The organism is Pandoraea sp. LA3, assembly GCF_022696215.1.
GTDB classification, from domain to species: domain Bacteria; phylum Pseudomonadota; class Gammaproteobacteria; order Burkholderiales; family Burkholderiaceae; genus Pandoraea; species Pandoraea capi.
Window position 1 is genome coordinate 234,513 of sequence record NZ_PTPY01000028.1, and the last position, 23,566, is coordinate 258,078.

Consider the following 23,566-nt stretch of genomic DNA (forward strand, 5'->3'; position numbering starts at 1 on the left):
ATACCGCCGGTTACACGCGGCGCACGGACGTGGCCTGCCGCATCTGCCGGGTGGCCGTCACCCATGGCGGGGCAAGCTTTCGGATCTGTCCGATGGGCTTTGCCATGGGGCATTTGCTATGCTTGCGAACAGACTCGCTAAGCCGCCACGCCCGCATGCTCCATCTATTCTTCTCCAACCGGTTCACTACGCTCGAAGCCGCGCTGCTGCGCGATCTCGCACAAGCGCCCGGCGCTTCGACGGGACCGGTCGACCCCTTCGAGACGGAAACCATCGTCGTGCCAAGCGTGGCCGTGCGCCGCCGGCTCGAACTGGACTATGCGGATGTCTTCGGCGTGTGTGCGAACGTTCGCCTGACCTATCTCGCCCAGTGGCTGTGGGATATGGCGGGCAAGCTGTTGACGGTGCCAGAGAGTTCGCCGTTCGCGCCTGACCGGCTGGTCTGGCCGCTGTACCAGTGTCTGGCGCAGCCGTGGGTGCAGACATCGCCACGGTTGGCGGGTTATCTGGCAGGCGCAGACGATGTCATGCGCTTCGAACTGGCGGACCGGCTCGCCCATATCTACGATCAGTATCTGACTTACCGGCCTGGCTGGCTGGAACGCTGGCAATCCGGTGAAGCGATCCTGCCGGGGGCGGCAGAGACCTGGGGTGATGTGCAACGGGCCGATGAGGTTTGGCAAAGCGCCTTGTGGCGGCAGGTGCTCGCGCACCTCGATATCCGTGAGCGTCATCCTACGCTGCGTGCCATCGACCGGATCGAGCAACTGACGCCGGAGACGCTCCCCGCCGGGTGGCCTTCGCGTGTCTCGGTATTTGCGCTGTCGTCGATGCCGCCGTTGTCGATGGCGTTGCTCAAGGCCATGTCCCGTCTGATCGACGTGCATCTTTATGTGCTCAATCCCTGCGAGAGCTACTGGTTCGATATCGTGCCGCCGTCGCGGCTTTCCTATCTGACCCGGCGAGACGGCGCGGCACATCGCGAGGTGGGCCATCCATTGCTGGCCGAATGGGGCCGTCAGACGCAATCGCATATCGACGCGTTGTATGCCGACCTTGCACCCCAGGCGGTGGAGGACCGGGCGCTGTTTCAGCCGAATCCCGCGCCGACACTGCTGGCAGCGTTGCAAAACGGCATTCTCTCGCTGGACGACGGTCGTCACGGCGCGCCGGACGGTGTCGACGCCGACGGCTCGGTGCAGGTGCATGTCTGTCACAGTCTGGCCCGGCAGATCGAAGTGCTGCACGACCGCTTGCTGGCGTGCTTCGATGAAATTCCCGACCTGCGTCCGGACGATGTGCTGATTACCGTGCCGGATCTGGGGCGTGCGGCACCGCTTATCGACGCGGTTTTCGGTACGGCGACACCTCGCATCCCCTATCTGGTGACGGGGTTACCGCCGACGCGAACCAATCCGGTCGCTCGTGCCTTTGCCTCGATTCTGGCGTTGCCGCAGCAGCGCGTGGCGGCGTCCAGTCTGGTGGAGCTCGCTCGCACGGAGGCCGTGGCGCAACGCTACGACCTTGGCGGTAATGTGCTCGATGCGATTCAGAACTGGCTGCATGCGGCGGGAGCGCGTCGCGGGTGGCGCGGGGACGCCTTGCTACGCCTCGACGGGACCGGTGTGGACCGTACGCCGGGGGCAGAGGCCGCGCCGGCGTTAGAGCGTCACACGCTGGGCGACGCCATGATGCGGCTGTTCCTCGGCTATGCGCTACCCGACGACGCGATGCCGGTCGACGATTGGCTCCCGGTCGGCGGTATCGAAGGGGGGCGCGCCGAGTTGCTTGGACAACTGGCGCGCCTGATCGACGATCTCGACATGACGGCAGTTGCGCTGCAAAACGAACGTACGGGGTTGGCGTGGCGCGATCAGCTACTGGGGATGCTGGAGCAGTTTTTCTCCGATGAGCCACGGTTCGCCGACGATGTCGCGGAGGTCCGCATGGCGATCGAACAAATCGGCTCGGCGATTGCCGACGGCGCCCCCGAGGTGCGTGTGCCGGTGGATGTGGTGGCGCGCGTGCTGGCCGACGCGCTCGACGACCCGACACGCGGTGGTGTGCCGTCGGGCCGGGTGACGTTTGCGGCGATTCCGAGCTTGCGTCTGCTGCCTTATCGCGTCGTCTGCATGATCGGCATGGACGACGGCGTGCTGCCGGGCCGGGTGCGTGCCGACGAGTTCGATCTGATGCGAGCATTACCGCAGCGCGGCGACCGCCAGCGACGCGACGACGAGCGCAATCTGTTCCTCGACCTGATGCTCAGCGCGCAGGATCGTTTCCTGATCACTTACACGGGACGAAGCGTGCGGGATAACGCCCCGTTGCCGCCGTCGACGGCCGTAGACGAGTTGCTCGACTTCACGGGCCAATTGCTGGCGCCGGTGTCGCAAGGCTTCGGTCTGGACGAACAACGCGAGGCGCGCGAGCGCCTGATCGTGCTGCATCCGTTGCAACCGTTCTCACCTGCCTATTTCGATGGTCATGCTGCGTCGCTATACAGCTACGACGTATCGAATGGTGAGGCGGCGCAGCAATTGGCCGATCAACTGGCGTCGCCGGCACCGGAGGCGCTGGCTGCACCGTTCGTGCGTGATTCATTGCCAGCCGTCGCGCAGACGCATCTGACGCTGGACGATCTGCTGCGCTTCTGGCGTCATCCCGGGCGCGCCTGGGCACGCGACCGCCTGGGCCTGTCGCTCAACGAAATGCTGACGGAGGTCGAGGACGAGGAGCCGTTCGTGCTCGATTGGGCCGGGCGTGACGCGCTTGCCGCGCGACTGTTGCCGCGTCTGCTACGCGATGGTAGCGGGGATGCACGCATGCAGGCTGACGCGATTGACCGTATCGCGAGCGTGAGCCATGAGTTGCCGGGCGGGGCGACCGGCGCAGTTTGGCGTCGGCGGGAGCTGGGCGGCCTACGCTCGCTGGCGACGCAGGTGAGGGAGGCGCAAGCCGAGGGCACGCAGGAATTGCTCGTGACGCTGCCTATGACGCCAGCGTTGCCGCCTGCCTGGATGGCATCGACGGATGCTATCTGGCACGGTGACGCGACGTTGTCAGCCGAATGTCTGCTACAAGGCCGCCTCGCGCCTGTGTCGCGTCATGGGCTGGTGATGTATCGCTACGGCAGCATGCGTCCGAGCGACCTGCTGGCGGCGTGGCTCGCACACCTTGCGCTATGCGCTCATCTGCAACAGCCCGAGCATGCCGGGCAAGATATTGCGGCCAGAACCCTCTGGTACGGCGAAGACGAGACTTTCGCGTTGCGGCCGGTGGACGATGCGGTGACCTTGCTCGCGCAGTGGGTCGGGTTGTACCGCCTCGGACAGACGCGTCCATTGCCGTTCTTCGTGCGCAGTGCCTGGAAGCTAGCGAGCACTGGCAAACCGGCGGATGCACAAAACGCATGGCAAGGGTCCGCGTTCGCGCGCGGGGATGCCGATGATCCTTATACCAAGCTGATCTGGCGAGGCGTGGAAGATCCTCTCGCGTCTCCTTTCGATTTGCTGGCGAACACGATGTTCGGCCCGCTGGTCCAGCACCTTGAACTCGTGGAGGGCGCATGACTCAGCTCATCGATCTCGACGTGTTCGGCTGCAATCTCGACGGCATTTGCCTGATCGAAGCGTCCGCCGGCACCGGCAAGACCTGGAACATCTGTGCGCTCTACGTTCGTCTGCTGCTGGAAAAGCAGCTCAGCGTCGAGCAGATTCTCGTGGTGACCTTTACGAATGCGGCGACGGCAGAGTTGCGCGAGCGCATTCGAGGACGTCTGGCGGGACTCGTCGCGGCGATCGCACCCGTGCTCGGCGACGACGGTGATGAAGGCGACGTGAGCGACGCGGACGACGCCGATGACTTCCCCGATTTCGACCTGGATGCGAGCGACGATCCGCTATTCAACGTCATGATCGCCGGCCTGATCGAGCGCGGCGACATGTCGGTGAAAGCGATTCGCGAATGTCTGCAACGGGCGTTGCGCGGTTTCGATCAGGCATCGATTCACACGATTCACGGCTTCTGCCAACGCGCGCTCGCGGAAGTGCCGTTCGCAGCAGGCCTGCCGTTTGCCTATGAACTCGTGCCGGACGACAACGGCGTGCGGCATGATCTGGCGGTGGAGTTCTGGCGGCGCGTCGTGGAACCGTTGGCCGCGCGGGACGACAGCTTTGCCGCGTGGCTCGTCGACCGGAAGCGCTCGCCGGGCACGCTCACCGATCAGTTGGCGCGTCGCCTGAAGAAGCCGATGTCCGAGTTGCGTTGGCCCGAAGCGGTGCAGCGCGATTTGGGTCATCCGAGCGCTCTGAGTGATACGCAGGAGGCGCAAACGTCCGCGCCTTCAGCGTTACTGACGACCTATTCGGCGGCGCGCGATTGCTGGGAAGCCGAGGCCTCGTTGATTGCCGACCTCATGCGTCGGGCATTGCCGTCATACAAGAAGAACATCTACAACGAGACATCGCTGCCGCAGGCCGTCTCGGCGTGGCAACGCTACCTTGGCGCACGCGACGCCGGAGCGCTACTGGGGGCCAAGGCGGAGTTGCTGACCACGACACGTCTTGTCAAAGACATCAAGAAAGGTGAGACGCCACCGGATCACCGTTTCTTCGACATGGCGGACGCGCTTGTGCAGGCGCGAGCCGATGCCGACGAACGTTACGAGATGCAATGGCTGCGAATCCTTCGTGACTGGTTAGCGGAGGCACCCGAGCAACTTGCGCTGCGCAAGCGGGAGTTGCGAGTTGTCTCGTTCGATGACTTGCTGGGCAACATCGCGCGTGCCTTGCAGCAGCATCCCGATCTCGCACAAGCTTTGCGCGAGCGGTACCCCTGTGCCCTGATCGACGAATTCCAGGATACCGATCCCCTGCAGTTTGCGATCTTCAGTACGGTGTATGGCCAGCCGTCGCCGGCCGATGATGAGGTGGCTTCGGGCGAGGCGCACCGTGGCCCAATGTTCATGGTCGGTGATCCGAAGCAGGCCATCTACAGTTTCCGGGCGGCGGATCTGCATACCTATCTGGCGGCCCGGGAGAATGCGGACGCGGCATATACGCTTGCCGTCAACCAGCGCTCCACACCCGCCATCATCGATGCCGGCAACAGTCTATTCGGTGCCAACGATCGTGCATTCGTGCTCGACGGCCTTGAGTATCCGCCGGTACGGCCAGGGGCGCGCCGTCGCCCGCCATTGTCGGACGTGCGCGACGTGGCTGACTTCACGGTCTGGTGGTTGCCGGACGACGACGAGCCGCTGTCGAAAGATGAAGCGCAACACGCCTGTGCGCGGGCGACGGCGGCAGAGGTGGCTCGACTGCTGGCGGGAGCGTCGCGCGGTGACGTGCTTGTCGGTGACAAGCCACTCGTGCCGGGGGATATTGCGGTCATCGTCCAGACACACCGTCAGGGCGCGCTCATGAAAGCCATGCTGGCCGAGCATGCGGTGGGCAGTGTAGAACTGACGCAGGATTCGGTATTCGCAAGCGAGGAAGCGGAGACGCTATTACGCGTGCTGCGGGCAGTGGAAGCGCCGGGCGATGTGCGAGCACTGCGCGCTGCACTGGCAACGGAACTCTTCGGTCTGGACGCCACCGCGCTTTATCGCATGCAGACGAGCGAGGCGTCCGATGCGGAGGCGATTGCCTGGATCGAGCGTCTCCAGCGTTACCGTCAGTTGTGGATCGATCGCGGTTTTTCCGCGATGTGGCGCACGCTCATGCGGGAATTGGGATTGGCAGCGCGACTGGTGGCGCAAGCGGGCGGCGAACGGCGATTGACGAACTTCATGCATCTGGCCGAACTCGCACAGGCTCGCTGGGCCGAGCAGCCGGGCATGCCGGCGTTGCTGCGCTGGCTGGCGTCGCAACGCAGTGCCAGCGGTGGCGAAGAGGCGCAGTTGCGTCTGGAGTCGGACCAGAATCTGGTGCAGATCGTGACCGTTCACAAATCGAAGGGACTGGAGTATGGCGTCGTGTTCTGTCCGTTCCTCTGGGACGGCGCCGTGCGCGATGGTGGCGGTCTGGACGGGCTGGAGTATCACGACGGCGCCACGGCTGTCATCGATTTCACCGATGCCGCAGCGAAAGGATCACCCGCGACGGCGGCGCTGCGTCAGGAGCAGTCGGCTGAGCAGGCGCGCCTTCTGTACGTGGCACTGACGCGCGCGGTGTACCGTTGCTATCTCGCGGCGGGGATCTATTCGTCCCGACGCAGCGTGAAGGAGGCGTGTGGCGGCATGCTTAACTGGCTCGCGGCGGGTCAGGGCATCGCGTTCGATGCGTGGATTTCCTCGTCGGTCGATGCCGACGAACGTGTCGAGACAATCCGGAGCGCATGGAAGGCGCTCGTTGGCGGACCGCTCGATGTCGTGCCGCTGCCGGTCGGCGACGCGCTGGCGAGTGATACACGCATCGTGCACGACACGCCGCCCGAGCTGACGACGCGTACGAGCACGCGTGCGCTGCGCGAAGTCTGGCGTATCGGCAGCTTCTCCGGCCTCCTGGCCGGCATGCACACGGGGCCGCAGTTGGGCGGCGGGCAACTGAGTGCGCCGGAGCGCACCCGTCCCGACTACGATGCTCAGGCCAATGCCGGGCCGAGTTTCGCGCTGCCGCCCGAGGGTGACGACGCGTGGCCGCCGGCCGACGACATTCTGCGTTTCCCGCGCGGGCCTGCTGCCGGGGAAAGTTTCCACCGCGTGTTCGAACTCGCCGACTTCCAGTCGCGTGTGCAATGGCCGCACGCGGTGTCGAGGGCGCTGCGTGAGCGTCCCCCCGGGCGCGGGGCTGAACAGAACGACGCCTGGCGCGCCATGATGATGAACATGCTGTCCGACACGCTGGCGACGCCATTGCGGCCCGGTATGCAACTGGCGGACGTCGCGTTGACGGAGCGCCTCACGGAAATGGAGTTCACGTACCCGGCGGATGAGGTGTCGCTCGACGCATTGCGAGGGCTGTTGCGTCAATTCGGCTATCCCGATCTGCCGCTCGACGCCACCGTCCTGCGCGGTTATCTCAAAGGCTTCATCGATCTGGTGTTCCGCCACGGCGGACAGTGGTGGATTCTCGACTGGAAGTCGAACTATCTCGGCACCGCGCCGGAAAACTACGGCACTGAAGGATTGCGCGAAGCCATGGCCGAGCACGGTTATCACCTTCAGTATTTGCTTTATACGCTGGCGCTGCACCGCTTCTTGCAGCGTCGTCTGCCGGACTACGACTACGAACGCGACATGGGCGGCAGTCTTTATCTCTTCGTGCGGGGCGTGCGTCCCGACTGGGCCAGCGCGCATCTCGCCGGCGACGACGTACCGGGCGTGTTTTTCGACAAGCCGTCGCGCGAAATGGTCGACGCGCTTGACGGGCTCTTCGCGGCGGGCGAGAACACCGCGCTTGCCGAAGCACTCTCGCTCAATGCCCGCAGCGATGGCCCGGCAGGCGAAGATGTCGCCGCCATCGATGGGGAGGGCGAATGACGGATAGACGTCATACCGGCGACGCTTCCGGTGCGCCGCTGGCCGACAGTGGCGTCGTGCGACTGGCGCAGGGTTTCGCTCGCCGCATGGGATTGCTCGCACGCGGCAACGGCGCGGACGAAGTGACGTGCCGTTACGTGCGCCGTGCAGCGCTGGAAGTCAGCCTCGCCACGTCGGAGGGGCATGTGTGCGTGCCCCTCGGCAACCTGCTAGATGGACAGGCGAGCGGTGAACTGTTCCCCGGCGATGCGCCCTCGCTGTCCGTCTGGCGCGACGCACTCTTCGCGAGTGGCCTGTGTGCGCCGGCCAGCCTCGCGCGCGCGTTGACGACCGATGCGCAGGCGGACGCCTTTCCGCTGCTGCTCGACGATCACGATCGTCTGTATCTGGCGCGCTACTACGGCTACGAAGCGCGGCTGGCAGCGGCGCTCGGGCGCAAGCTGTCGATGACGTCGACGACCGATGCGTCGACGACAGCGATTACCGACGAAGACCGAAAGCGCTTACGGCGCTATTTCCGCGATGGCGTTCTGCGCTCACCGGAAGGCGAGCGAGAGCCGAACTGGCAGATGGCAGCGGCTGCACTCGCCTTGCAGCGCTCGCTGGTCGTACTCAGTGGTGGCCCGGGAACCGGGAAGACGACCACGGTCGTGGGTCTGCTGGCGTGCTTGCTCGAACGTGATGCCAACTTGCGCGTGGCGCTTGCCGCCCCGACCGGAAAGGCGGCGCAGCGCATGCAGGAAGCGCTGACGGCGCGTCAGGACTTGCCCGACACCGTACGTCTGGCCCTGCCCGAAGCGGCGCTCACGTTGCATCGGCTCCTCGGCGTGCTTCCTGAGTCCGCCGAGCAAGTCGGACGGCGCTTCCGTCACCATGCCGGCAATCCACTGCCCTACGACCTGATCGTGGTGGACGAGGCATCGATGATCGATTTGTCGATGGCGACGGCATTGCTCGAAGCCGTGCCGGACGGCGCGCGTCTGATTCTGCTCGGGGATAAGGATCAACTGGCAGCCGTTGAAGCGGGGGCGGTGTTCGGGGAACTGAGCGCACAGCGAGCGTTTTCACCCGACATGCGGGCGCATCTGCTGTCGGCACTCGACTGGCCTGCCGAGGATTTACCCCGCTCTGGTCCGCTGGCGCTCGGTGCGAGTGGTGCGGCCCTGGCCGCAGCCCCAGCCACAACGCCGCCCCTTGCGGCCGGTACAGGCTCCAAACGCGCCGTCGCTACGGCGGCCACCCAAGCCGCTGCTGCTGCCACCGTGGGCACGGCAGCCACTGTCCGCGTGCGTGCAGCCAGCGGACTCGAAGACGCCGTCGTCTGGCTGGAGCGGACCTATCGCTTTGGGGCGCATTCTGCGATTGGCCGGTTGGCGACGGCGATCAAGACGGGGAAGGTCATCGACGCGCGCAAGGCGCTTTCCGTTGGCGACAGCGAACGAGAGCCTCCGAACCAAGGCGGATCGCCCGACGCCACTGCGGTTGACCGGGTGCGACTGAGCGAAGACGGTGGTATCCAGTTGTCCGCGCCCCATCTGAACGCCTTGGCCGATGGTTATGCCGAATACCTCGACGCGCTCGCCCGGGCCGTCGATACCATCGAACAACTCGGCGATCCGGCGGCGGCGACATCGGCTGACATCGCGATGGTGGCGCAACCGGTCTTCGCCGCTTTCGGCCGATTCCGGGTGCTGTGCGCGACGCGTGGCGGGCGTCGGGGCGTCGAATTTCTCGGTGCGCAATTGACCGCGCTGTTGGCACGACGCGCAGGCGTAGCACTTGGCGCCGGTGGAGGGGCATGGTTTGCGGGGCGTCCGGTGCTGGTGACACAGAACGAGTACGCGCTGAACCTGTTCAATGGCGACATCGGCATCGCGTTGCCGCTCGGACCGTCAGGCACGTTGCGCGTCGCGTTTGCCACGCCTGACGGCGGGTATCGTCTGTACTCACCCGCCAGTCTGCCGGCGCACGAGACGGCATTTGCCATGACCATTCACAAGTCGCAGGGCTCCGAGTTCGAGCGGGTCGCGATCGTGCTGCCGGAGCAGGCGAGCCGGGTATTGTCGAGAGAGCTGATCTACACCGGTGTGACGCGTGCGCGCCGGGAGGCGTGGCTGTATGCGCCGTGGCAAGTGATCGCGTCGGCCATCGCACGGCCGACGCAGCGCGATGGCGGTCTGACCGACCGTTTGACGGAGGTGATGGCTACGGTGTCCGATCCGTCGACGAATTAGCCGGGTTCTCCGGGGCCGACGGGTTCGGCGGCGATGCCGGGTTCCCCTGACTTGCCGCCAGCTTCGCGGCCGCGATAGCCGCTTCGGCCACCGCACCGATTCGGGTCACGAGCAACTGGTCGATCTTGTAATTGTCGATGTCGACCACTTCGAATTTGTAGCCCGCGGCTTCGGTGGCTTCCGACTTCTTCGGAATGCGCTTGAGCTGATAGATCATGAATCCCGCGATGGTCTCGAACTCGCCTTCGCCGGGAAGCTCATCGATATCGAGAGCCTTTTTCACGTCTTCAACCGACGTGACGCCGTCGACGAGCCACGAGTGTTCGTCGCGCTGCACGATCTGATCTTCGTCGGCCGGGTGAACGACATCGCCCATGAGCGCACCGACGATGTCGTTGAGCGTGACGACGCCAACGACCAGACCGTACTCGTTGATGATGACGGCAAAGCCTTCCCGGGTCTCCTTGAAGCGGGCAAGCGCTTCAGAGAGGTTGAGCGTATCGGGAATCACCAGCAGCTTTTTCGCGTAGAGGCGATCGAGATTCCGGATCACGCTCGACAGATCTTCACTGGCAATGCGCTGGAGCAGATCCTTCGAGTCGACATACCCGAGTACGTTGTCGATCTCATCGCGGCAAACGAGATACTTGGAATGCGGGCTTTCGGTGATTTTCTGACGGATGCTGCGCTCGTCCTCGGCGATGGTGAAGTACACCACGTCGTCGCGGAACGTCATGACCGAGCCGACGGTGCGCGATTCGAGTTCGAACACGTTCTCGATCAAATGCAGTTCCTGCTTGCGCAACACGCCGGCCTGAGCGCCCGCGCCGACCATGGCGGCAATGTCCTCCGACGTGATGTTGTCGATGGCATGGGTCGGCAGCTTGAACATGCGCAGAAACAGGTTGGCGACGCCGTTGAAGAGATAGACGAGCGGGCGCAGTACCTTCAGGCAGAACAGCATCGGGTCGATGATGGCCATCGCCACGCGCTCGGGGTTCACCATGGCGAGCCGCTTGGGAATCAGGTCGGCAAACTGAATGAAGGCGATCGTGATGAAGAGGAAGGAGCCGATGCCGGCCAGTCGCAGCGCCAGTGCCTGATCGGTGAACGGGCTGAGCCATTCGAACAGATAGCCGGTAAGGAAGCTCTCACCGAGCACCCCGCCGAGCACGGCGACGGCGTTCACGCCGATCTGCACGACGGTGAAGAAGTTACCGGGCTGCTCCTTGAGCGCCAGCACCTTGACGGCCTGCTCGTCGCCTTTTTCCATGAGCACCTGGAGTTTGGTGCGCTTGGCGGCCGTCAGTGAAATTTCGGAAGCGGAAAAGAAGGCGCTTGCCAGCACCAGCAAGAGAATACTGAAAAGAAATCCGTAACCACTCATATTGTTATCCCTGTAAGTGCGAGTGCGGGTACATCGCCGCGACGCAGGCCGGACCGTTTCGCACGGGAGTGAGTCCGGAGAGCAGGGAGACATTTCAAAACAAGGCCTGCCGGCCATCATTTTGAGATGCCTTCGGGAGCTGGAGACGCCGTATCGACGTGCCGCGTCAGCCGCGTCGGCTGCACCGCTGTCCGATAGCATGCCATAACTTCGGGGCACTTCGACAGCGCGTGCCTGGCGTGCCGGACGCGCGCAGGCCGCAAACGCTGTCCACTCCTGGACGGTCGCGTGCACGAGCTGCGAGACCCAGTGTGCAGAACCGACAATTCCCGAACGATCGTTCGGGCATCGTGGATGCCGCTTCGATACCGCTTCATTGCCGCTCGAATGTCGTGTCGAACCGGTGCCGGAGCCGCGGGGACAAGCCGCGACGCTTCCTTTTCCTTCTTTCCAAGGATTTCTCGATGACTTTCGGTATGCAGCCCTTGAATCAACCGCCCGGTGTCGGCGGCCTTGCCTTTCTCGCACCCGTTGCACTGAATCCCGATGCCGGGATGGTCGACGCGGGCGGAATGCCGCTGATCCGGATCGTCAATGTTGCCAAAGAGATGAATACGGCCAGCGCCCGCGCTGAGGCGCCTGCGCACCCGTGGCGCGTACTTCGGCCCTCGCAGAGCGGCGAGGTGTCCGGTCGTGCCAACGATGCAGGCAGCGAGGCCAGGACGGATTTCCAGGCGGTGTTTGCCTCGGCCTCATCGGCGTCGTCGGAGAGCGACGCCTCTGGTGAAGCGCTGTTCGGTGCGTTTCTGACGTCACCGGCCGATGTCGACAGCGTCGATGTGGAAGATGTGTCGTACGTCAGATCCTTGTTCGAGGCGCCGCGCGTCGCACAGCCGGTCCTGTCCGCTGCATCGCTGGCAACGTTGCACGTCTGCGCGAGCTCGCAGAACGTCAATACCCGCGTCGCCTCGCTCGAAGGCCGCAATCACCCGGTCGTCATGCCGGACGGACGCAGCGAGCGTGCGCAGATCTGTCGTGACATCGTGAACGGTTCGCTGCTCGGCACGGACGGCCGAAACGGCACGGTGCCTTTCGATCCGAGCCGGGCAGATGTGACGAAGACGGTGGCGGACACCGCGCGCCGCTGGACGGGAAAGCCGTCGCTGGCGGGCAAGAAGGAGTGGACGACTGCATGCCTGATGAATACCCCGCCGGAGAAGTTCATCGCGGGTCTGAACGAGCGATTGCAGGCCGGTGGGCGCCTGTTGCCACCGTCCGAGAGTACCGAATGGATGCTTCGCGTAGGGTTCTCCGACGGTTTGCCGATGCATCAGGCATTCGTGCGTGGCGACCTGCCCGCGACCGTGGGGCTCGGCACGGATGAGTGGGTCAAACTGGCGTTGGGCATCGAGCAGCTGGGCGAGCGTCACTGGGACATGCGCCACGTGGAAGTCGTCGACGCGGCGGCGCTGCCAGCCACCAACACCAAGGCGTTCACGGCATTGGCGACGTCGCTGTCGTCGACGGCGCCTCACATCGCCACGCAGCGCTTGCGTAACCAACTGACGATGCGGGGTATTCCTACGCTGCCGGCCGAAGCGACGAGCCGTGCGCCCGTCAGCGGCTGAGGGCGTGTGATCTGACGCGAACATCGACCGGCGTCATGCGCCACCGTCGTCACCATCGCAAAGTGCCGCATCAATAAAAAACGCGCCCGGAATCTCCGGGCGCGTTTTGCGTTCAACGAACAGCGAGTGCCGGCATCAGGTGCGGCGATAGATCTCCGCACCGCTCTTCACGAACTCGACCGCCTTCACTTCCATCCCTTGCTTGAGGGCGGCTTCGTCGGTGATGCCCTGCTTGGCGGCGTAGTCGCGCACGTCCTGCGTGATTTTCATCGAGCAGAAGTGCGGTCCGCACATCGAGCAGAAGTGCGCCACCTTGGCGGAGTCCTTCGGCAGCGTCTCGTCGTGGAATTCACGCGCCTTGTCCGGATCGAGACCGAGGTTGAACTGGTCTTCCCAACGGAATTCGAAACGTGCCTTCGAGAGCGCGTTGTCGCGAATCTGCGAGCCGGGGTGACCCTTGGCCAGGTCGGCGGCGTGCGCAGCGAGCTTGTACGTGATGATGCCTTCCTTCACGTCGTCCTTGTTCGGCAAGCCGAGGTGTTCCTTCGGCGTGACGTAGCACAGCATGGCCGTGCCGTACCAGCCGATGGTGGCGGCGCCGATACCCGACGTGATGTGGTCGTAACCCGGGGCGATGTCCGTGGTCAGCGGTCCGAGCGTGTAGAACGGGGCTTCGTCGCAGTACTCGAGCTGGAGATCCATGTTCTCCTTGATGAGCTGCATCGGCACGTGACCCGGGCCTTCGATCATCACCTGGACGTCATGCTTCCACGCGATTTGCGTGAGTTCGCCCAGCGTCTTGAGTTCGGAGAGTTGCGCTTCGTCGTTGGCGTCGTAGATCGAGCCGGGACGCAGACCATCGCCCAGCGAGAACGCGACGTCGTACGCCTTCATGATTTCGCAGATCTCTTCGAAGTGCGTGTACAGGAAGCTTTCCTTGTGGTGTGCGAGGCACCACTTGGCCATGATCGAGCCGCCGCGGCTGACGATACCCGTCATGCGGTTGGCGGTCATCGGCACGTACGCGAGGCGCACACCGGCGTGGATCGTGAAGTAGTCGACGCCTTGCTCGGCCTGCTCGATGAGCGTGTCGCGGAACATTTCCCACGTCAGGTCTTCGGCCTTGCCGTTCACTTTTTCCAGTGCCTGATAGATCGGCACCGTGCCGATGGGCACCGGGCTGTTACGCAGGATCCACTCACGCGTTTCGTGAATGTGCTTGCCGGTCGACAGATCCATGACCGTGTCGCCGCCCCAGCGGATGGCCCACGTCATCTTGTCCACTTCTTCGCCGATCGACGACGTCACGGCCGAGTTGCCGATGTTCGCATTGATCTTCACGAGGAAGTTGCGGCCGATGATCATCGGCTCGGATTCCGGGTGGTTGATGTTGTTCGGGATGATGGCGCGGCCGCGGGCGATTTCCTCGCGCACGAATTCCGGCGTGATTTCGGCGGGAATGCTCGCGCCGAAGTGTTGCCCCGGGTGCTGGCGCGAGAGCAGCTTGGCCAGACGCTCGCCCTGCGGGCCGGCAGCGCGCACGCTCTCGATGTATTCCTGGCGGCGCAGGTTTTCGCGGATGGCGATGTATTCCATCTCGGGCGTGATGATGCCCTGACGCGCGTAGTGCATCTGCGTCACGTTCTTGCCGGCCTTGGCGCGGCGCGGCGTGCGATGCAGGCCGGGGAAGCGCAGGTCTGCGGTCGCGCTGTCGTCGGCGCGCTCGCGACCGTAGGCCGAGGACAGGCCCGGCAGCGATTCGGTGTCGTTGCGCTCTTCGATCCACTTGGCGCGCAGCGCCGGCAGACCCGAGCGGATGTCGATGCGGGCGTTCGGGTCGGTGTACGGGCCCGAGGTGTCGTAGACGTAGATCGGCGGGTTCTTCTCGCCGCCGAAGCTGGTCGGCGTGTCGGATTGCGAGATTTCGCGCATCGGGACCTGAATGTCCGGACGCGAGCCTTCTACGTAGATCTTGCGGGAATTGGGCAGCGGAGCGATCGCGGCTTCGTCCACGCGCGCGTTGGCTGAGAGGAACTTCGGATTGGCGTTCATGCAATGTCTCCTGGCGGGGCACGTGTTGACGCCGACTAAATCGGCGCAAAGCGGCTCAGGAGCATGAACGGGGGCGAGGAATTTCTACGCTCCCTGCGCTGGCATTATCCAGATCAGGTTCTAAGGGTATTTCTCACCCACAACTCACGTTGCAGGACCCCTGCGCTTAGCTTTGCGGCAACGATACACCGACATACCCGGCCAGCACAAGCGCGGCGTGTCCCGAAAAACGTGAACGGCGCATTGCTGCAACGCCGCATGCGGCGGGTCTTCCAGCGCTCGTCATCTCGTCGGGACGATCGGTGTCAGGATCGGGAAATTCGTTCAAGTTTTGCCAACGGCGATCAACACGTGCCGATGTCCGCGCTACTGCGCCAGACGCACTTCCCGCTGGAATTCACGCGGCATCAGACGGAGCGCGTCACGGAAAAAACGCCGGTCCGGTGGCGGCAGCATCGGCATGACACGTCCCAGTGAGTGGGCCGCATGCAACGCCTGAGGCGAGTCACCGTCCTGGTGCAGTGCAAACCACAGCATCTCGAACCACAGATTCGCGAGTTGCAATGGCTCGAAACGCACGCGTCCCTCCTCATGGTCGGCCAGCGTGGTCATGACGACGTCGGTCCAGCGCAGGAACCCCTTGGCCCGCGAGAATGGCGCGCCGAACGGTTGCACGGCGTCGAGAAACGCGTCGACCGCGAGCGGTGTGCTCGCCCGTAGCGTCTCCAGATCGGGGTCGCGCCGCACCGGTACCGCCCCGCGCGCGATGCGCAACAGGAAGACGGTATTCCAGACGGAGTTCCCGCCCACGCCGAAACGATCGCATATCCACTCCGACAGGCCGATCCAGCGCAATGCCTGACGCTGCACCTCGGCGGCGGCCAGTCGTCTGCCCGGGTCGATGAGCGCGCCTTGCCAGAACAGCCAGAGCGACAGACCGATGTTGGCGGCCACGTGCTGTGCCAGTTCGATGGAGTCGGCTTCGAAGGCGGCTTGCAGGGCGTCGGAGAAGGCGGCGAGGGCGTCGGCGGCCGATTGGGCACGCGCAGGCAGCGGACCGTTGCGTGCGGCATGCGACTTGTACAACAGCGCCTGGAGATTGCGGCTTTCGAAGCGGATGCGGGGGTTGTAGAGCAGGCAGGGGGCAAGCGAAGCGTCGTCGCTGATGCGCTGCAAATGGGCGAACGCGCCGGCTTCGTCGCGCAATGCGTACGCTTGCCACGCCTGCACGATCCAGTGCATGGCGCGTAACGTCGGCGAGCCAGTCTGATGGGCGCCGAACGTTGCGGCGAGCGTAGCGAGTGACTGTTTCGTGCGGGTGGCATCTCCCATGCGGCGCCACACGATCGTCTCCGCGAGCAGGGCAATGCCGCGTTGCACGTCGTCCACCGCGCAGACCTGTGCGGCATGGAACGACGGAATCGCCCCGGTGCGTTGCCGTCTGGCTTCGCCGGGCGACGACATTTGAGGCGGCGCGAAGAACACGCCGTCCTGCATGTCGCGTTTGCCCAGCGTCAGGTGATGCCAGAACGCGATGTCCTGCATGACGTAATCGAGGGCGGGCGACTGCGTGTCGGGGACGGCGCCTTGCGGCAACCCGAGGAAGGTGGCAATGGCGCGACGCGAATCGTCGGGCGCGGTGTCGCCGATCATGACCACGAGGCGCGACATCTCGTGTGTCGCGAGCCAGAAGGGGCCTCTGCCGCGTCCCCGGGTGGGCAGCAGACGGACGTCCATGTGACGGTCGTCACCCCAGCCGACAGCGATGCCCCATCGCGCAAAATCCGAAAACGCCCGGCTGATGAGCATGCGCAGATCGCCCGCGATGGCTGCCTGACCGAAGCGGATCTTCAGCGAAGCGAGCGAGACCGTGGTGTTTTCGTAACGCGCCGCGTAGTAGACGCGCATCAGCAGCCAGAGGCTCTGATAGCGCACGGGCTGGCCGTCGATCTTTTGCGGCGTGTCGAGTCGCACGACAAGCGGGGCGTGCGGCGGTGCACCGGAAGCGGCGTTGGAAGCAGTGTCAGAAGCGCGCGGCGGCGCAGGCATGTCGGACATGGCGTCGAGAGAAATCGATTCGCTCCGGGGGCGGAGGGGCTCCGCGAGTTCCTCGGAAATACACAGAGGGGCGTGCCGATGATACGGCGGTTACGTCGGTTACGGTAGCGGTGCTTTGCATCTGACGAAACGCCCACTAAGCTGCAAACGCTTTCGAAATGCGGTGCTCGGCCAGCACCATCGACAACGTGTGTGTCATTCATCCAATCAGGACAACGAAATGAAAAAAATAATCTCTCGCTGGCGGCGTGTCGCGTTCGTATTGCGGCTGGCCTCCGCGCTTGTCTCCCCCACGATGCTCGTCGCCCCGGCGCATGCCGCCGAGGCCGCCAAGGTCGTCGGATCGGCGCCCGTGCGTATCGCCGAGCGTGCCGATTGGGGCAAATTCTTCGCAGCCGAAAACGTCAAGGGCACGATCGTCGTGCTCGACGGCAAGACGCAGACCTATCAGGCGTTCGACGCGGCGCGTGCCGAGCGTCGTGTGTCGCCGGCGTCGACTTACAAGATCTTCAACAGCCTGCTCGCCCTCGAATCTGGCGCGCTGGACAACGAACGCGAGATGATTCCCTGGGACGGCAAGCCTCGTCGCGTCAAGGCGTGGAGTGCCGTCATGGATTTGCGCACCGCATTCCGTGTGTCGTGTCTGCCGTGCTATCAGGTGGTGTCGCACAGGATCCCGCGCGAATACGCACTGGCGAAGCTCGCTGCCGTGGGTTACGGCAATCACACGATCGGTCGTGCGGCCGACGCCTACTGGATCGACGACAGTTTGCAGATTTCGGCGCGTGAGCAGGTCGACTTCCTGCAAAGGCTGGCGCGCGGCACGCTGCCGTTCTCCGCTCGCACGCAGGACATCGTGCGGCAGATTTCGATCGTTGAAGCGAACGCCGACTACGTGTTGCACGGCAAGACCGGCTGGTTTGTCGACAAGAAGCCGGACATCGGCTGGTGGGTCGGATGGCTGGAGCGCGACGGCAATCTCACGATGATTGCGATGAACATCGATATGGGGGGTGACGCCGACGCACCGAAGCGCGCCCGCATCGTGCGCAATGTGCTCAAGGACATGAAGCTGATCTGAGCGTGACGCCGTGAAGGTCGCGCGGCGCGCCGGCAATGCCGGGCGTCCGCGCGATCGCGATGGGATGTTCGTGGCGGTGAGATGGCGCCGCTAGTCTTGTCGACAAGTGTCTCGCGACCGATGGCGCCGGTGGATCAGAGCGCGCGCCCGTGTTTGAGGGCGGCGGCGATTTCCGCGACGTGACGGCCCTGGGTCTTCGCGATCTTCAGTTCGTTCTCGCTGGGTTGTCGGGAGCCGTCGCCGGCGGCGAGTGTCGTGGCGCCGTAAGGCGTACCGCCGGTGATCTCTGCCATGTTGGTCAGCCCGGGCTCGGTGTAGGGCACCCCGACGATCACCATGCCGTGGTGGAGCAGGGTGGTATGGAAACTGGTAATCGTCGTTTCCTGCCCGCCGTGCTGCGTGGCCGTGCTGGCGAATACGCTGCCGACTTTACCGACGAGCGCGCCCTTCGCCCACAGGCCCCCGGTCTGGTCGAGGAAGTTGCGCATCTGCGCGGTCATGTTGCCGAAGCGTGTCGGCGTGCCGAAGACGATCGCGTCGTAATCGGCCAGTTGATCGACGCGGGCGACGGGCACGTTCGCAAACGCTGCGCGCGCGGCCTTGGCGCCGCTCTTCTCGAGCACGTCGTCGGGTACGAGTTCAGGGACTTGCATGAGCGTGACTTCGGCACTGGCGACGCTACGCGCGCCTTCGGCAACCGCTTCGGCCATCTTGTAGATGTGCCCGTACATGCTATAGAACACCACCAGGATCTTGGCGTTGGCCATGTGAATCTCCTAAGGGGGTCAAGAGACGCTGGCGTCGCGGACCGTCTGGCGCGCGAGGCAAGCCGTTCCATCATAGTCGACGCACGTGACGAAACCCTCAGCCGACGCCGCAGGCTTTGATTCAGGGTAAGACGCAGGTCTTAATGCAGGTTTTAACGTAGGTCTTAACGTAGGTCTTAACGTAGGTCTTAACGCAGGCGTGAGCCGATGAGGCAGCCGAGCGCCAGCGCGGCCATCAGCACCGTGACGCTCGCCGACAGGCCACCGGCCAGCGCGAGGCCCGTTGCCGCGAGGCCATGGGCCATCACGGCGGCCGGCACGAGCAGCGTAGCGCTCACGACACACCATCGCATGACGTAGCGCCACATGAAGCGGCTCACGATCCGCATACGCGCGTCGAGTTGATGCCGCTGCCAGAACGACAGATCGGCCGCCGCGTGGAAAAGCCACAGCGGACTGAAGTATTTGATGAGCAAGTCCATGACGCCGTACCGGAAACACAATGCCCGCAGGGCGCGGGCATGGCGTCGAGGCACGATGGCGGGGCAGGCTGACGCCCGTTCGCTCAGTCACGCACTTTCGGGGGGAGTCGACGCCCTCGTATTGTAGCAAACGCTCACTTACTTTGTTTTCGGTGGGGCGTTCGACGGGCGGTGGGCGGCCGTGATCTGCTGGATCAGTTCCCAGACGGACTGGGCGGCGGGCGAGAGGGTGCGGTTTTTTCGGCGCACGAGCATGATGGTGCGGTCGATCTGCGGCGTGAGCGGCAGGGCGACGAGGCGGCTGCTCGGCTCCTGAAGTCCCGGCATGGTGGGCAGCGCCAGCGCAGGCATGATGCTGATGCCGATCCCGGCTTCGACCATTCGGAAGACGGTAATCGCATGCCCGACTTCCTGCGCGATCTGGCAGTAAGCGCCGTGCTCGGCCAGCGCCCGGTCGATCAGCGGACGGCTGCCGGACGCATAGTCCAGCAGCACCAGCTTCTCGCCATTGAGTTCCTTCCACGTCACCTCGGTTTGCTTCGCGAAGCGATGTGAGCGGTCGCACACCACGAGAAACGGCTCGACCATGATGGGTTCGCCGACCAGATCTTCCGTGCCCTCCGAGGCGACGATCACCCCGAAGTCCACTTCGCCGTGCCGCACGCTGTCGGTCGCCAGCGTCTGCACCTGATCACGCAGCATGAGCGTGATGTCCGGATAGCGGGCTGCGCAGGCGGAGATGCATTCAGGCATGAGGTTGGCGGAGATCGTCGGGGCGCTGGCGACTCGCACCCGGCCCCGCCGCTCCTCGGCGAGTCCGTGGGTGTCGCGCAGGGCGCTCTCCAACTCGTCGAGCACCCGGGCGAGCGTGGCCGAGAGGCTAGCGCCCACTTCGGTCAGGGTGACCTCCCGGGTGGTGCGGTCGACTAGTTTGAGTCCGAGTTCTTGCTCCAACTCCCGGATACAGCGGCTCACGGCGGGCTGCGTCAGGCCGATATCCTCGCCAGCCCGGCTGAAACTGCCGTGCTCGGCCACTGCGAGGAACACTTTGAGCTGCCGGAGCGAGATGTTCATGCGTTTTTGGTATGAATAAAATTTTTAAATGAATTTGTATTTTAACTACCCTTGCGCTCTAATACGTAAAAACCCGTAGCGCGAGCGCACACTTCCGGTCATTTTTCGCCTCCTTCCTTCGCTGGAGGGGCCGATGGCCCTCGCTGACGGCCCTCATGCCGTCGCGTCCCGTGTTCTGGCGGACGGGCTTTGTCATTTCAGACGTATTCGAGAGAGAGTATTCGAGATAGACGATGGCCAGACCGCGTTTCCTTCCCGACAATTTCACGTTGATGCTGGTCGCCACCGTTGCGCTGGCCAGCTTCCTGCCGGCGCATGGTGAGGGCGAAGTTGCCTTCAACCTGCTGACCAACGTGGCGATTGCCGCATTGTTCTTCCTGCACGGCGCCAAGCTTTCGCGTGAGGCGGTGCTCGCCGGTGCCACGCACTGGCGCCTGCATCTGCTGGTGTTCGCCAGCACGTTCGTCATCTTCCCGATCATCGGCGTGGCGCTCAAGCCCGCGCTCTCGTGGATGGTGACCCCGGAGCTGTATCTGGGCATCCTCTTTCTGTGCACGCTGCCCGCCACGGTGCAGTCGGCCATTGCCTTCACGTCCATGGCGCGCGGCAACGTGCCGGCTGCCGTGTGCAGCGCGTCGGCGTCGAGCCTGTTCGGCATTTTCATCACGCCCGTGCTCGTCGGCCTGATCGTGGTGCATCACGATGGCAGCGGCGGGGCGTCGCCGTTCGACTCGATCGGCAACATCATGCTGCAACTGCTGGTGCCGTTCATCGCGGGCCAGCTCTCGCGCAAGGCGATCGGCAAATGGGTCGAGCGCAACCGGGGTCTGCTCAAGGTCGTCGATCAGGGCTCGATCCTGCTGGTCGTCTATACCGCGTTCAGCGAAGCGGTGAATACCGGGCTGTGGCATCAGATCCCGCCGCTGGCGTTGCTGGGGCTGCTGGGCTGTTGCGCGGTGATTCTGGCGGTCATGCTCGCCATCACGACGTATTCGGCGCGCTGGCTTGGTTTTTCGCGTGAAGACGAGATCACCATCGTCTTCTGCGGTTCGAAGAAGAGTCTCGCGAGCGGTATCCCGATGGCCAAGGTGCTGTTCGCCACCGGGCCGCTGGGAGCGATCGTGCTGCCGCTGATGTTGTTCCATCAGATGCAACTGATGGTGTGCGCGGTGCTTGCGCAGCGCTACGCCAATCGCCAGCGTGCGGCGCAGGCGGCCGGTTCGGTCAAGGCCGGCGCGGGCAAGGCGGTTCCTGGCGCCAAGCCGGGCAAGTCCGACGGCAGCAGCGCCAACGCTGGTGCGGGCCGCTGAGCGCCCGATTTCGCCTCGTTACCCCCCATACAACGGCCCGGCAAGGGCCGTTGTCACACGTTGGTCGTGCGCAAGTGCTAGAATTGCGTCTGTTTCGCTTCTTGACGACCACCCTGGTCCGGCTGCGCCCGACGCATCTGTCACCCGACAGACCCCTCTCGCGTCAGCCTCGAGCATGGCGCGCAGCGCCCCTTGAATCTTCGCGAGTGAGCTTTGATGCGGAAACCCTTCCGCGTGGCGGCCCCCGTTTTTTTAAAAGAGATGTCCCTTCATCATGGCTGATGTAAATGCTGTTCCGATCCCCGGCTTCGATAGCTTTGGGCTGCATGCGGACATCTTGCGGGCCATCGCCGCTCAGGGCTACACCCAGCCGACGCCGATTCAGGCACAGGCCATTCCGGTCGTGCTGTCCGGCCGCGACGTCATGGGCGCCGCGCAAACCGGGACCGGCAAGACCGCCAGCTTCTCGCTGCCGATCATCCAGCGCCTGCTCCCGGACGCCAACACGAGTGCATCGCCCGCCCGTCACCCGGTGCGCGCGCTGATCCTCACCCCGACACGCGAGCTCGCCGATCAGGTGGCCGACAACGTCCGCTCGTACGCGGCGCACACGCCGCTGCGTAACACGGTGGTGTTCGGTGGCGTCGACATGAATCCGCAGAAGGATGCTCTGCGACGCGGCGTCGAAATCCTCATCGCCACGCCGGGCCGTCTGCTCGATCACGTCGAACAGAAGACGGTGAACCTGAGCCAGGTGAAGATGCTGGTGCTCGACGAAGCCGACCGCATGCTGGACATGGGCTTCCTGCCCGATCTTCAGCGCATTCTGAATCTGCTGCCGAAGCAGCGCCAGACGCTGCTGTTCTCGGCCACGTTCTCGAACGACATCAAGAAGCTCGCATCGAGCTATCTCACGAATCCGGTCACGATCGAAGTGGCGCGTCGCAACGCGACGGCCGACACGGTCGAACAGGTCGTCTACGAAGTGAATGAAGACGACAAGCGCGCCGCCGTGGTGCAGATTCTCAACGAGCGCGACCTCAAGCAGGTCATCGTGTTCGTGAACAGCAAGATCGGCGCGAGCCGTCTGGCGCGCCAGCTGGAGCGCGACGGTGTCGTGACGGCGGCCATTCACGGCGACAAATCGCAGAACGAGCGCATGCAGGCGCTCGAAGCGTTCAAACAGGGCGGAATTCGCGCGCTCGTGGCGACCGACGTGGCCGCTCGCGGTCTGGACATCTCCGATCTGCCGGGCGTGATCAATTACGACCTGCCGTACAACGCGGAAGATTATGTGCACCGGATCGGCCGTACGGGGCGTGCCGGTGCGTCGGGTGTCGCGCTGTCGCTGTGCGCGCCGGACGAGCGCAAGCAACTCGTGGAAATCGAAAAGCTGATCAAGCGCGAACTCAAGCGTGGTGAGCTGGTGATGGAGCGTCGCAGCCGTTCGCGTGAGGATCGCGGCGATCGCGGTGATCGATACGAGCGCAGTGATCGCGGGGAGCGCAGCGAGCGAGGCGATCGTCACAGCCGTCACGACGGCGGCCTGCGTGCCGGTCGCAGCGGCGGCAGCCCGGCGCCGCGGCGCGTGCGTCCGGAAGACGAATTCTTCTACAAGCCGTATGAGCCGTCGCCGTCGGCAGGGGATTCGCAGCGCGATAGCCGCGCGTCGCACGACAGCGCAGCGCCGACCGCCTTTGGTGTGCCCGCCGAGAAAGCGCCGAAGCGTCAGGTGGCAGCCTTGCTTGCGGGGTTCCCGCGTAAGGCCGGTAGCTAAGGATGTGAGGATATCGCGCGTCAGTTTGACTGACGTAGTGGTGACGAAAAAGCCAGCGTGTGAGCGCTGGCTTTTTTCATTTCGATGTCCCGTCCTGAAATAGGTTGACACTTTTTCGTTGAAACGAGGAGGTGGCAAATGGAGCAAGGGATTAAGCGGACACAGCGAGACTACAGCCTGGCTTTTAAGCTGTCAGTGGTCGAGCAAGTAGAAAAAGGCGAGTTGACCTATAA

General features: G+C 64.2%; 13 protein-coding genes and 1 riboswitch. Of the genes, 7 read left to right on the forward strand and 6 right to left on the reverse strand.

Going from position 1 to position 23,566, the window contains the following annotated elements:
* Positions 1-155: 155 nt before the first annotated feature.
* Genes recC through C5N93_RS09400 form a run of 3 tightly spaced genes read left to right on the forward strand, consistent with a single transcriptional unit; the run spans position 156 to position 9,717 of the window.
* On the forward strand, positions 156-3,572 hold the full coding sequence (recC, locus tag C5N93_RS09390) for an exodeoxyribonuclease V subunit gamma (protein ID WP_242559043.1): 3,417 nt from the start codon (positions 156-158) through the stop codon (positions 3,570-3,572).
* Complete coding sequence (gene recB, locus C5N93_RS09395; RefSeq protein ID WP_242559044.1) at positions 3,569-7,483, forward strand: exodeoxyribonuclease V subunit beta; 3,915 nt, start codon at positions 3,569-3,571, stop codon at positions 7,481-7,483. The genes recC and recB overlap by 4 nt, the downstream gene beginning before the upstream one ends.
* Positions 7,480-9,717 (forward strand): AAA family ATPase, encoded by a 2,238-nt coding sequence (locus C5N93_RS09400; RefSeq protein ID WP_242559045.1) that lies wholly within the window; start codon positions 7,480-7,482, stop codon positions 9,715-9,717. Before recB ends, C5N93_RS09400 begins: the two co-directional genes overlap by 4 nt.
* Here C5N93_RS09400 and C5N93_RS09405 read toward each other — a convergent pair.
* Positions 9,689-11,104: a hemolysin family protein gene (locus C5N93_RS09405; RefSeq protein WP_242559046.1), complete on the reverse strand. Its 1,416-nt coding sequence runs from the start codon at positions 11,102-11,104 to the stop codon at positions 9,689-9,691. The two genes, C5N93_RS09400 and C5N93_RS09405, sit on opposite strands and share 29 nt — an antisense overlap.
* Before the next feature lie 476 nt (positions 11,105-11,580).
* Here C5N93_RS09405 and C5N93_RS09410 point away from each other — a divergent pair, with 476 nt between their 5' ends.
* On the forward strand, positions 11,581-12,732 hold the full coding sequence (locus C5N93_RS09410; protein ID WP_242559047.1) for a hypothetical protein: 1,152 nt from the start codon (positions 11,581-11,583) through the stop codon (positions 12,730-12,732).
* A gap of 135 nt (positions 12,733-12,867) precedes the next feature.
* Here the strand turns inward: C5N93_RS09410 and thiC are convergent, their stop codons facing one another.
* Both thiC and C5N93_RS09420 read right to left on the reverse strand, forming a co-directional pair.
* Positions 12,868-14,784, reverse strand: coding sequence for a phosphomethylpyrimidine synthase ThiC (gene thiC, locus C5N93_RS09415; protein ID WP_150719554.1), 1,917 nt, complete (start codon positions 14,782-14,784; stop codon positions 12,868-12,870).
* Between the two features lie 73 nt (positions 14,785-14,857).
* A riboswitch (TPP riboswitch) is annotated at positions 14,858-14,956 on the reverse strand.
* Between the two features lie 194 nt (positions 14,957-15,150).
* Positions 15,151-16,842, reverse strand: a complete 1,692-nt coding sequence (locus C5N93_RS09420) for a hypothetical protein (RefSeq protein WP_242559048.1) — start codon at positions 16,840-16,842, stop codon at positions 15,151-15,153.
* Positions 16,843-17,062: 220 nt separating this feature from the next.
* Here C5N93_RS09420 and blaOXA point away from each other — a divergent pair, with 220 nt between their 5' ends.
* Positions 17,063-17,923, forward strand: coding sequence for an OXA-62 family carbapenem-hydrolyzing class D beta-lactamase (gene blaOXA, locus C5N93_RS09425; protein WP_242559049.1), 861 nt, complete (start codon positions 17,063-17,065; stop codon positions 17,921-17,923).
* Positions 17,924-18,057: 134 nt separating this feature from the next.
* On the opposite strand, the gene wrbA is transcribed toward blaOXA, so the two are convergent.
* The 3 genes from wrbA to C5N93_RS09440 form a co-directional block, all read right to left on the reverse strand.
* Positions 18,058-18,690 (reverse strand): NAD(P)H:quinone oxidoreductase, encoded by a 633-nt coding sequence (gene wrbA / locus C5N93_RS09430; protein ID WP_242559050.1) that lies wholly within the window; start codon positions 18,688-18,690, stop codon positions 18,058-18,060.
* Between the two features lie 188 nt (positions 18,691-18,878).
* Positions 18,879-19,172, reverse strand: coding sequence for a hypothetical protein (locus tag C5N93_RS09435; RefSeq protein ID WP_069341604.1), 294 nt, complete (start codon positions 19,170-19,172; stop codon positions 18,879-18,881).
* A 138-nt stretch (positions 19,173-19,310) separates the two neighbouring features.
* On the reverse strand, positions 19,311-20,246 hold the full coding sequence (locus C5N93_RS09440) for a LysR family transcriptional regulator (RefSeq protein ID WP_150719550.1): 936 nt from the start codon (positions 20,244-20,246) through the stop codon (positions 19,311-19,313).
* 233 nt (positions 20,247-20,479) lie between these two features.
* Between C5N93_RS09440 and C5N93_RS09445 the strand changes: the two genes are divergently transcribed.
* Both C5N93_RS09445 and C5N93_RS09450 read left to right on the forward strand, forming a co-directional pair.
* On the forward strand, positions 20,480-21,556 hold the full coding sequence (locus C5N93_RS09445; RefSeq protein WP_242559051.1) for a bile acid:sodium symporter family protein: 1,077 nt from the start codon (positions 20,480-20,482) through the stop codon (positions 21,554-21,556).
* A 274-nt stretch (positions 21,557-21,830) separates the two neighbouring features.
* Positions 21,831-23,333, forward strand: a complete 1,503-nt coding sequence (locus tag C5N93_RS09450; RefSeq protein WP_242559052.1) for a DEAD/DEAH box helicase — start codon at positions 21,831-21,833, stop codon at positions 23,331-23,333.
* The last annotated feature ends 233 nt before the right edge of the window (positions 23,334-23,566 follow it).

Excerpts from the sequence above, each read along its gene's own strand:
- C5N93_RS09410 (WP_242559047.1), top strand. The coding sequence starts at position 11,581 with ATGCAGCCCTTGAATCAACCGCCCGGTGTCGGCGGCCTTGCCTTTCTC.
- recB (WP_242559044.1), top strand. The coding sequence starts at position 3,569 with ATGACTCAGCTCATCGATCTCGACGTGTTCGGCTGCAATCTCGACGGC.
- C5N93_RS09435 (WP_069341604.1), bottom strand. The coding sequence starts at position 19,172 with ATGGACTTGCTCATCAAATACTTCAGTCCGCTGTGGCTTTTCCACGCG.
- C5N93_RS09405 (WP_242559046.1), bottom strand. The coding sequence starts at position 11,104 with ATGAGTGGTTACGGATTTCTTTTCAGTATTCTCTTGCTGGTGCTGGCA.
- C5N93_RS09400 (WP_242559045.1), top strand. The coding sequence starts at position 7,480 with ATGACGGATAGACGTCATACCGGCGACGCTTCCGGTGCGCCGCTGGCC.
- thiC (WP_150719554.1), bottom strand. The coding sequence starts at position 14,784 with ATGAACGCCAATCCGAAGTTCCTCTCAGCCAACGCGCGCGTGGACGAA.
- C5N93_RS09450 (WP_242559052.1), top strand. The coding sequence starts at position 21,831 with ATGGCTGATGTAAATGCTGTTCCGATCCCCGGCTTCGATAGCTTTGGG.
- wrbA (WP_242559050.1), bottom strand. The coding sequence starts at position 18,690 with ATGGCCAACGCCAAGATCCTGGTGGTGTTCTATAGCATGTACGGGCAC.
- C5N93_RS09440 (WP_150719550.1), bottom strand. The coding sequence starts at position 20,246 with ATGAACATCTCGCTCCGGCAGCTCAAAGTGTTCCTCGCAGTGGCCGAG.
- recC (WP_242559043.1), top strand. The coding sequence starts at position 156 with ATGCTCCATCTATTCTTCTCCAACCGGTTCACTACGCTCGAAGCCGCG.
- C5N93_RS09420 (WP_242559048.1), bottom strand. The coding sequence starts at position 16,842 with ATGTCCGACATGCCTGCGCCGCCGCGCGCTTCTGACACTGCTTCCAAC.
- blaOXA (WP_242559049.1), top strand. The coding sequence starts at position 17,063 with ATGAAAAAAATAATCTCTCGCTGGCGGCGTGTCGCGTTCGTATTGCGG.
- C5N93_RS09445 (WP_242559051.1), top strand. The coding sequence starts at position 20,480 with ATGGCCAGACCGCGTTTCCTTCCCGACAATTTCACGTTGATGCTGGTC.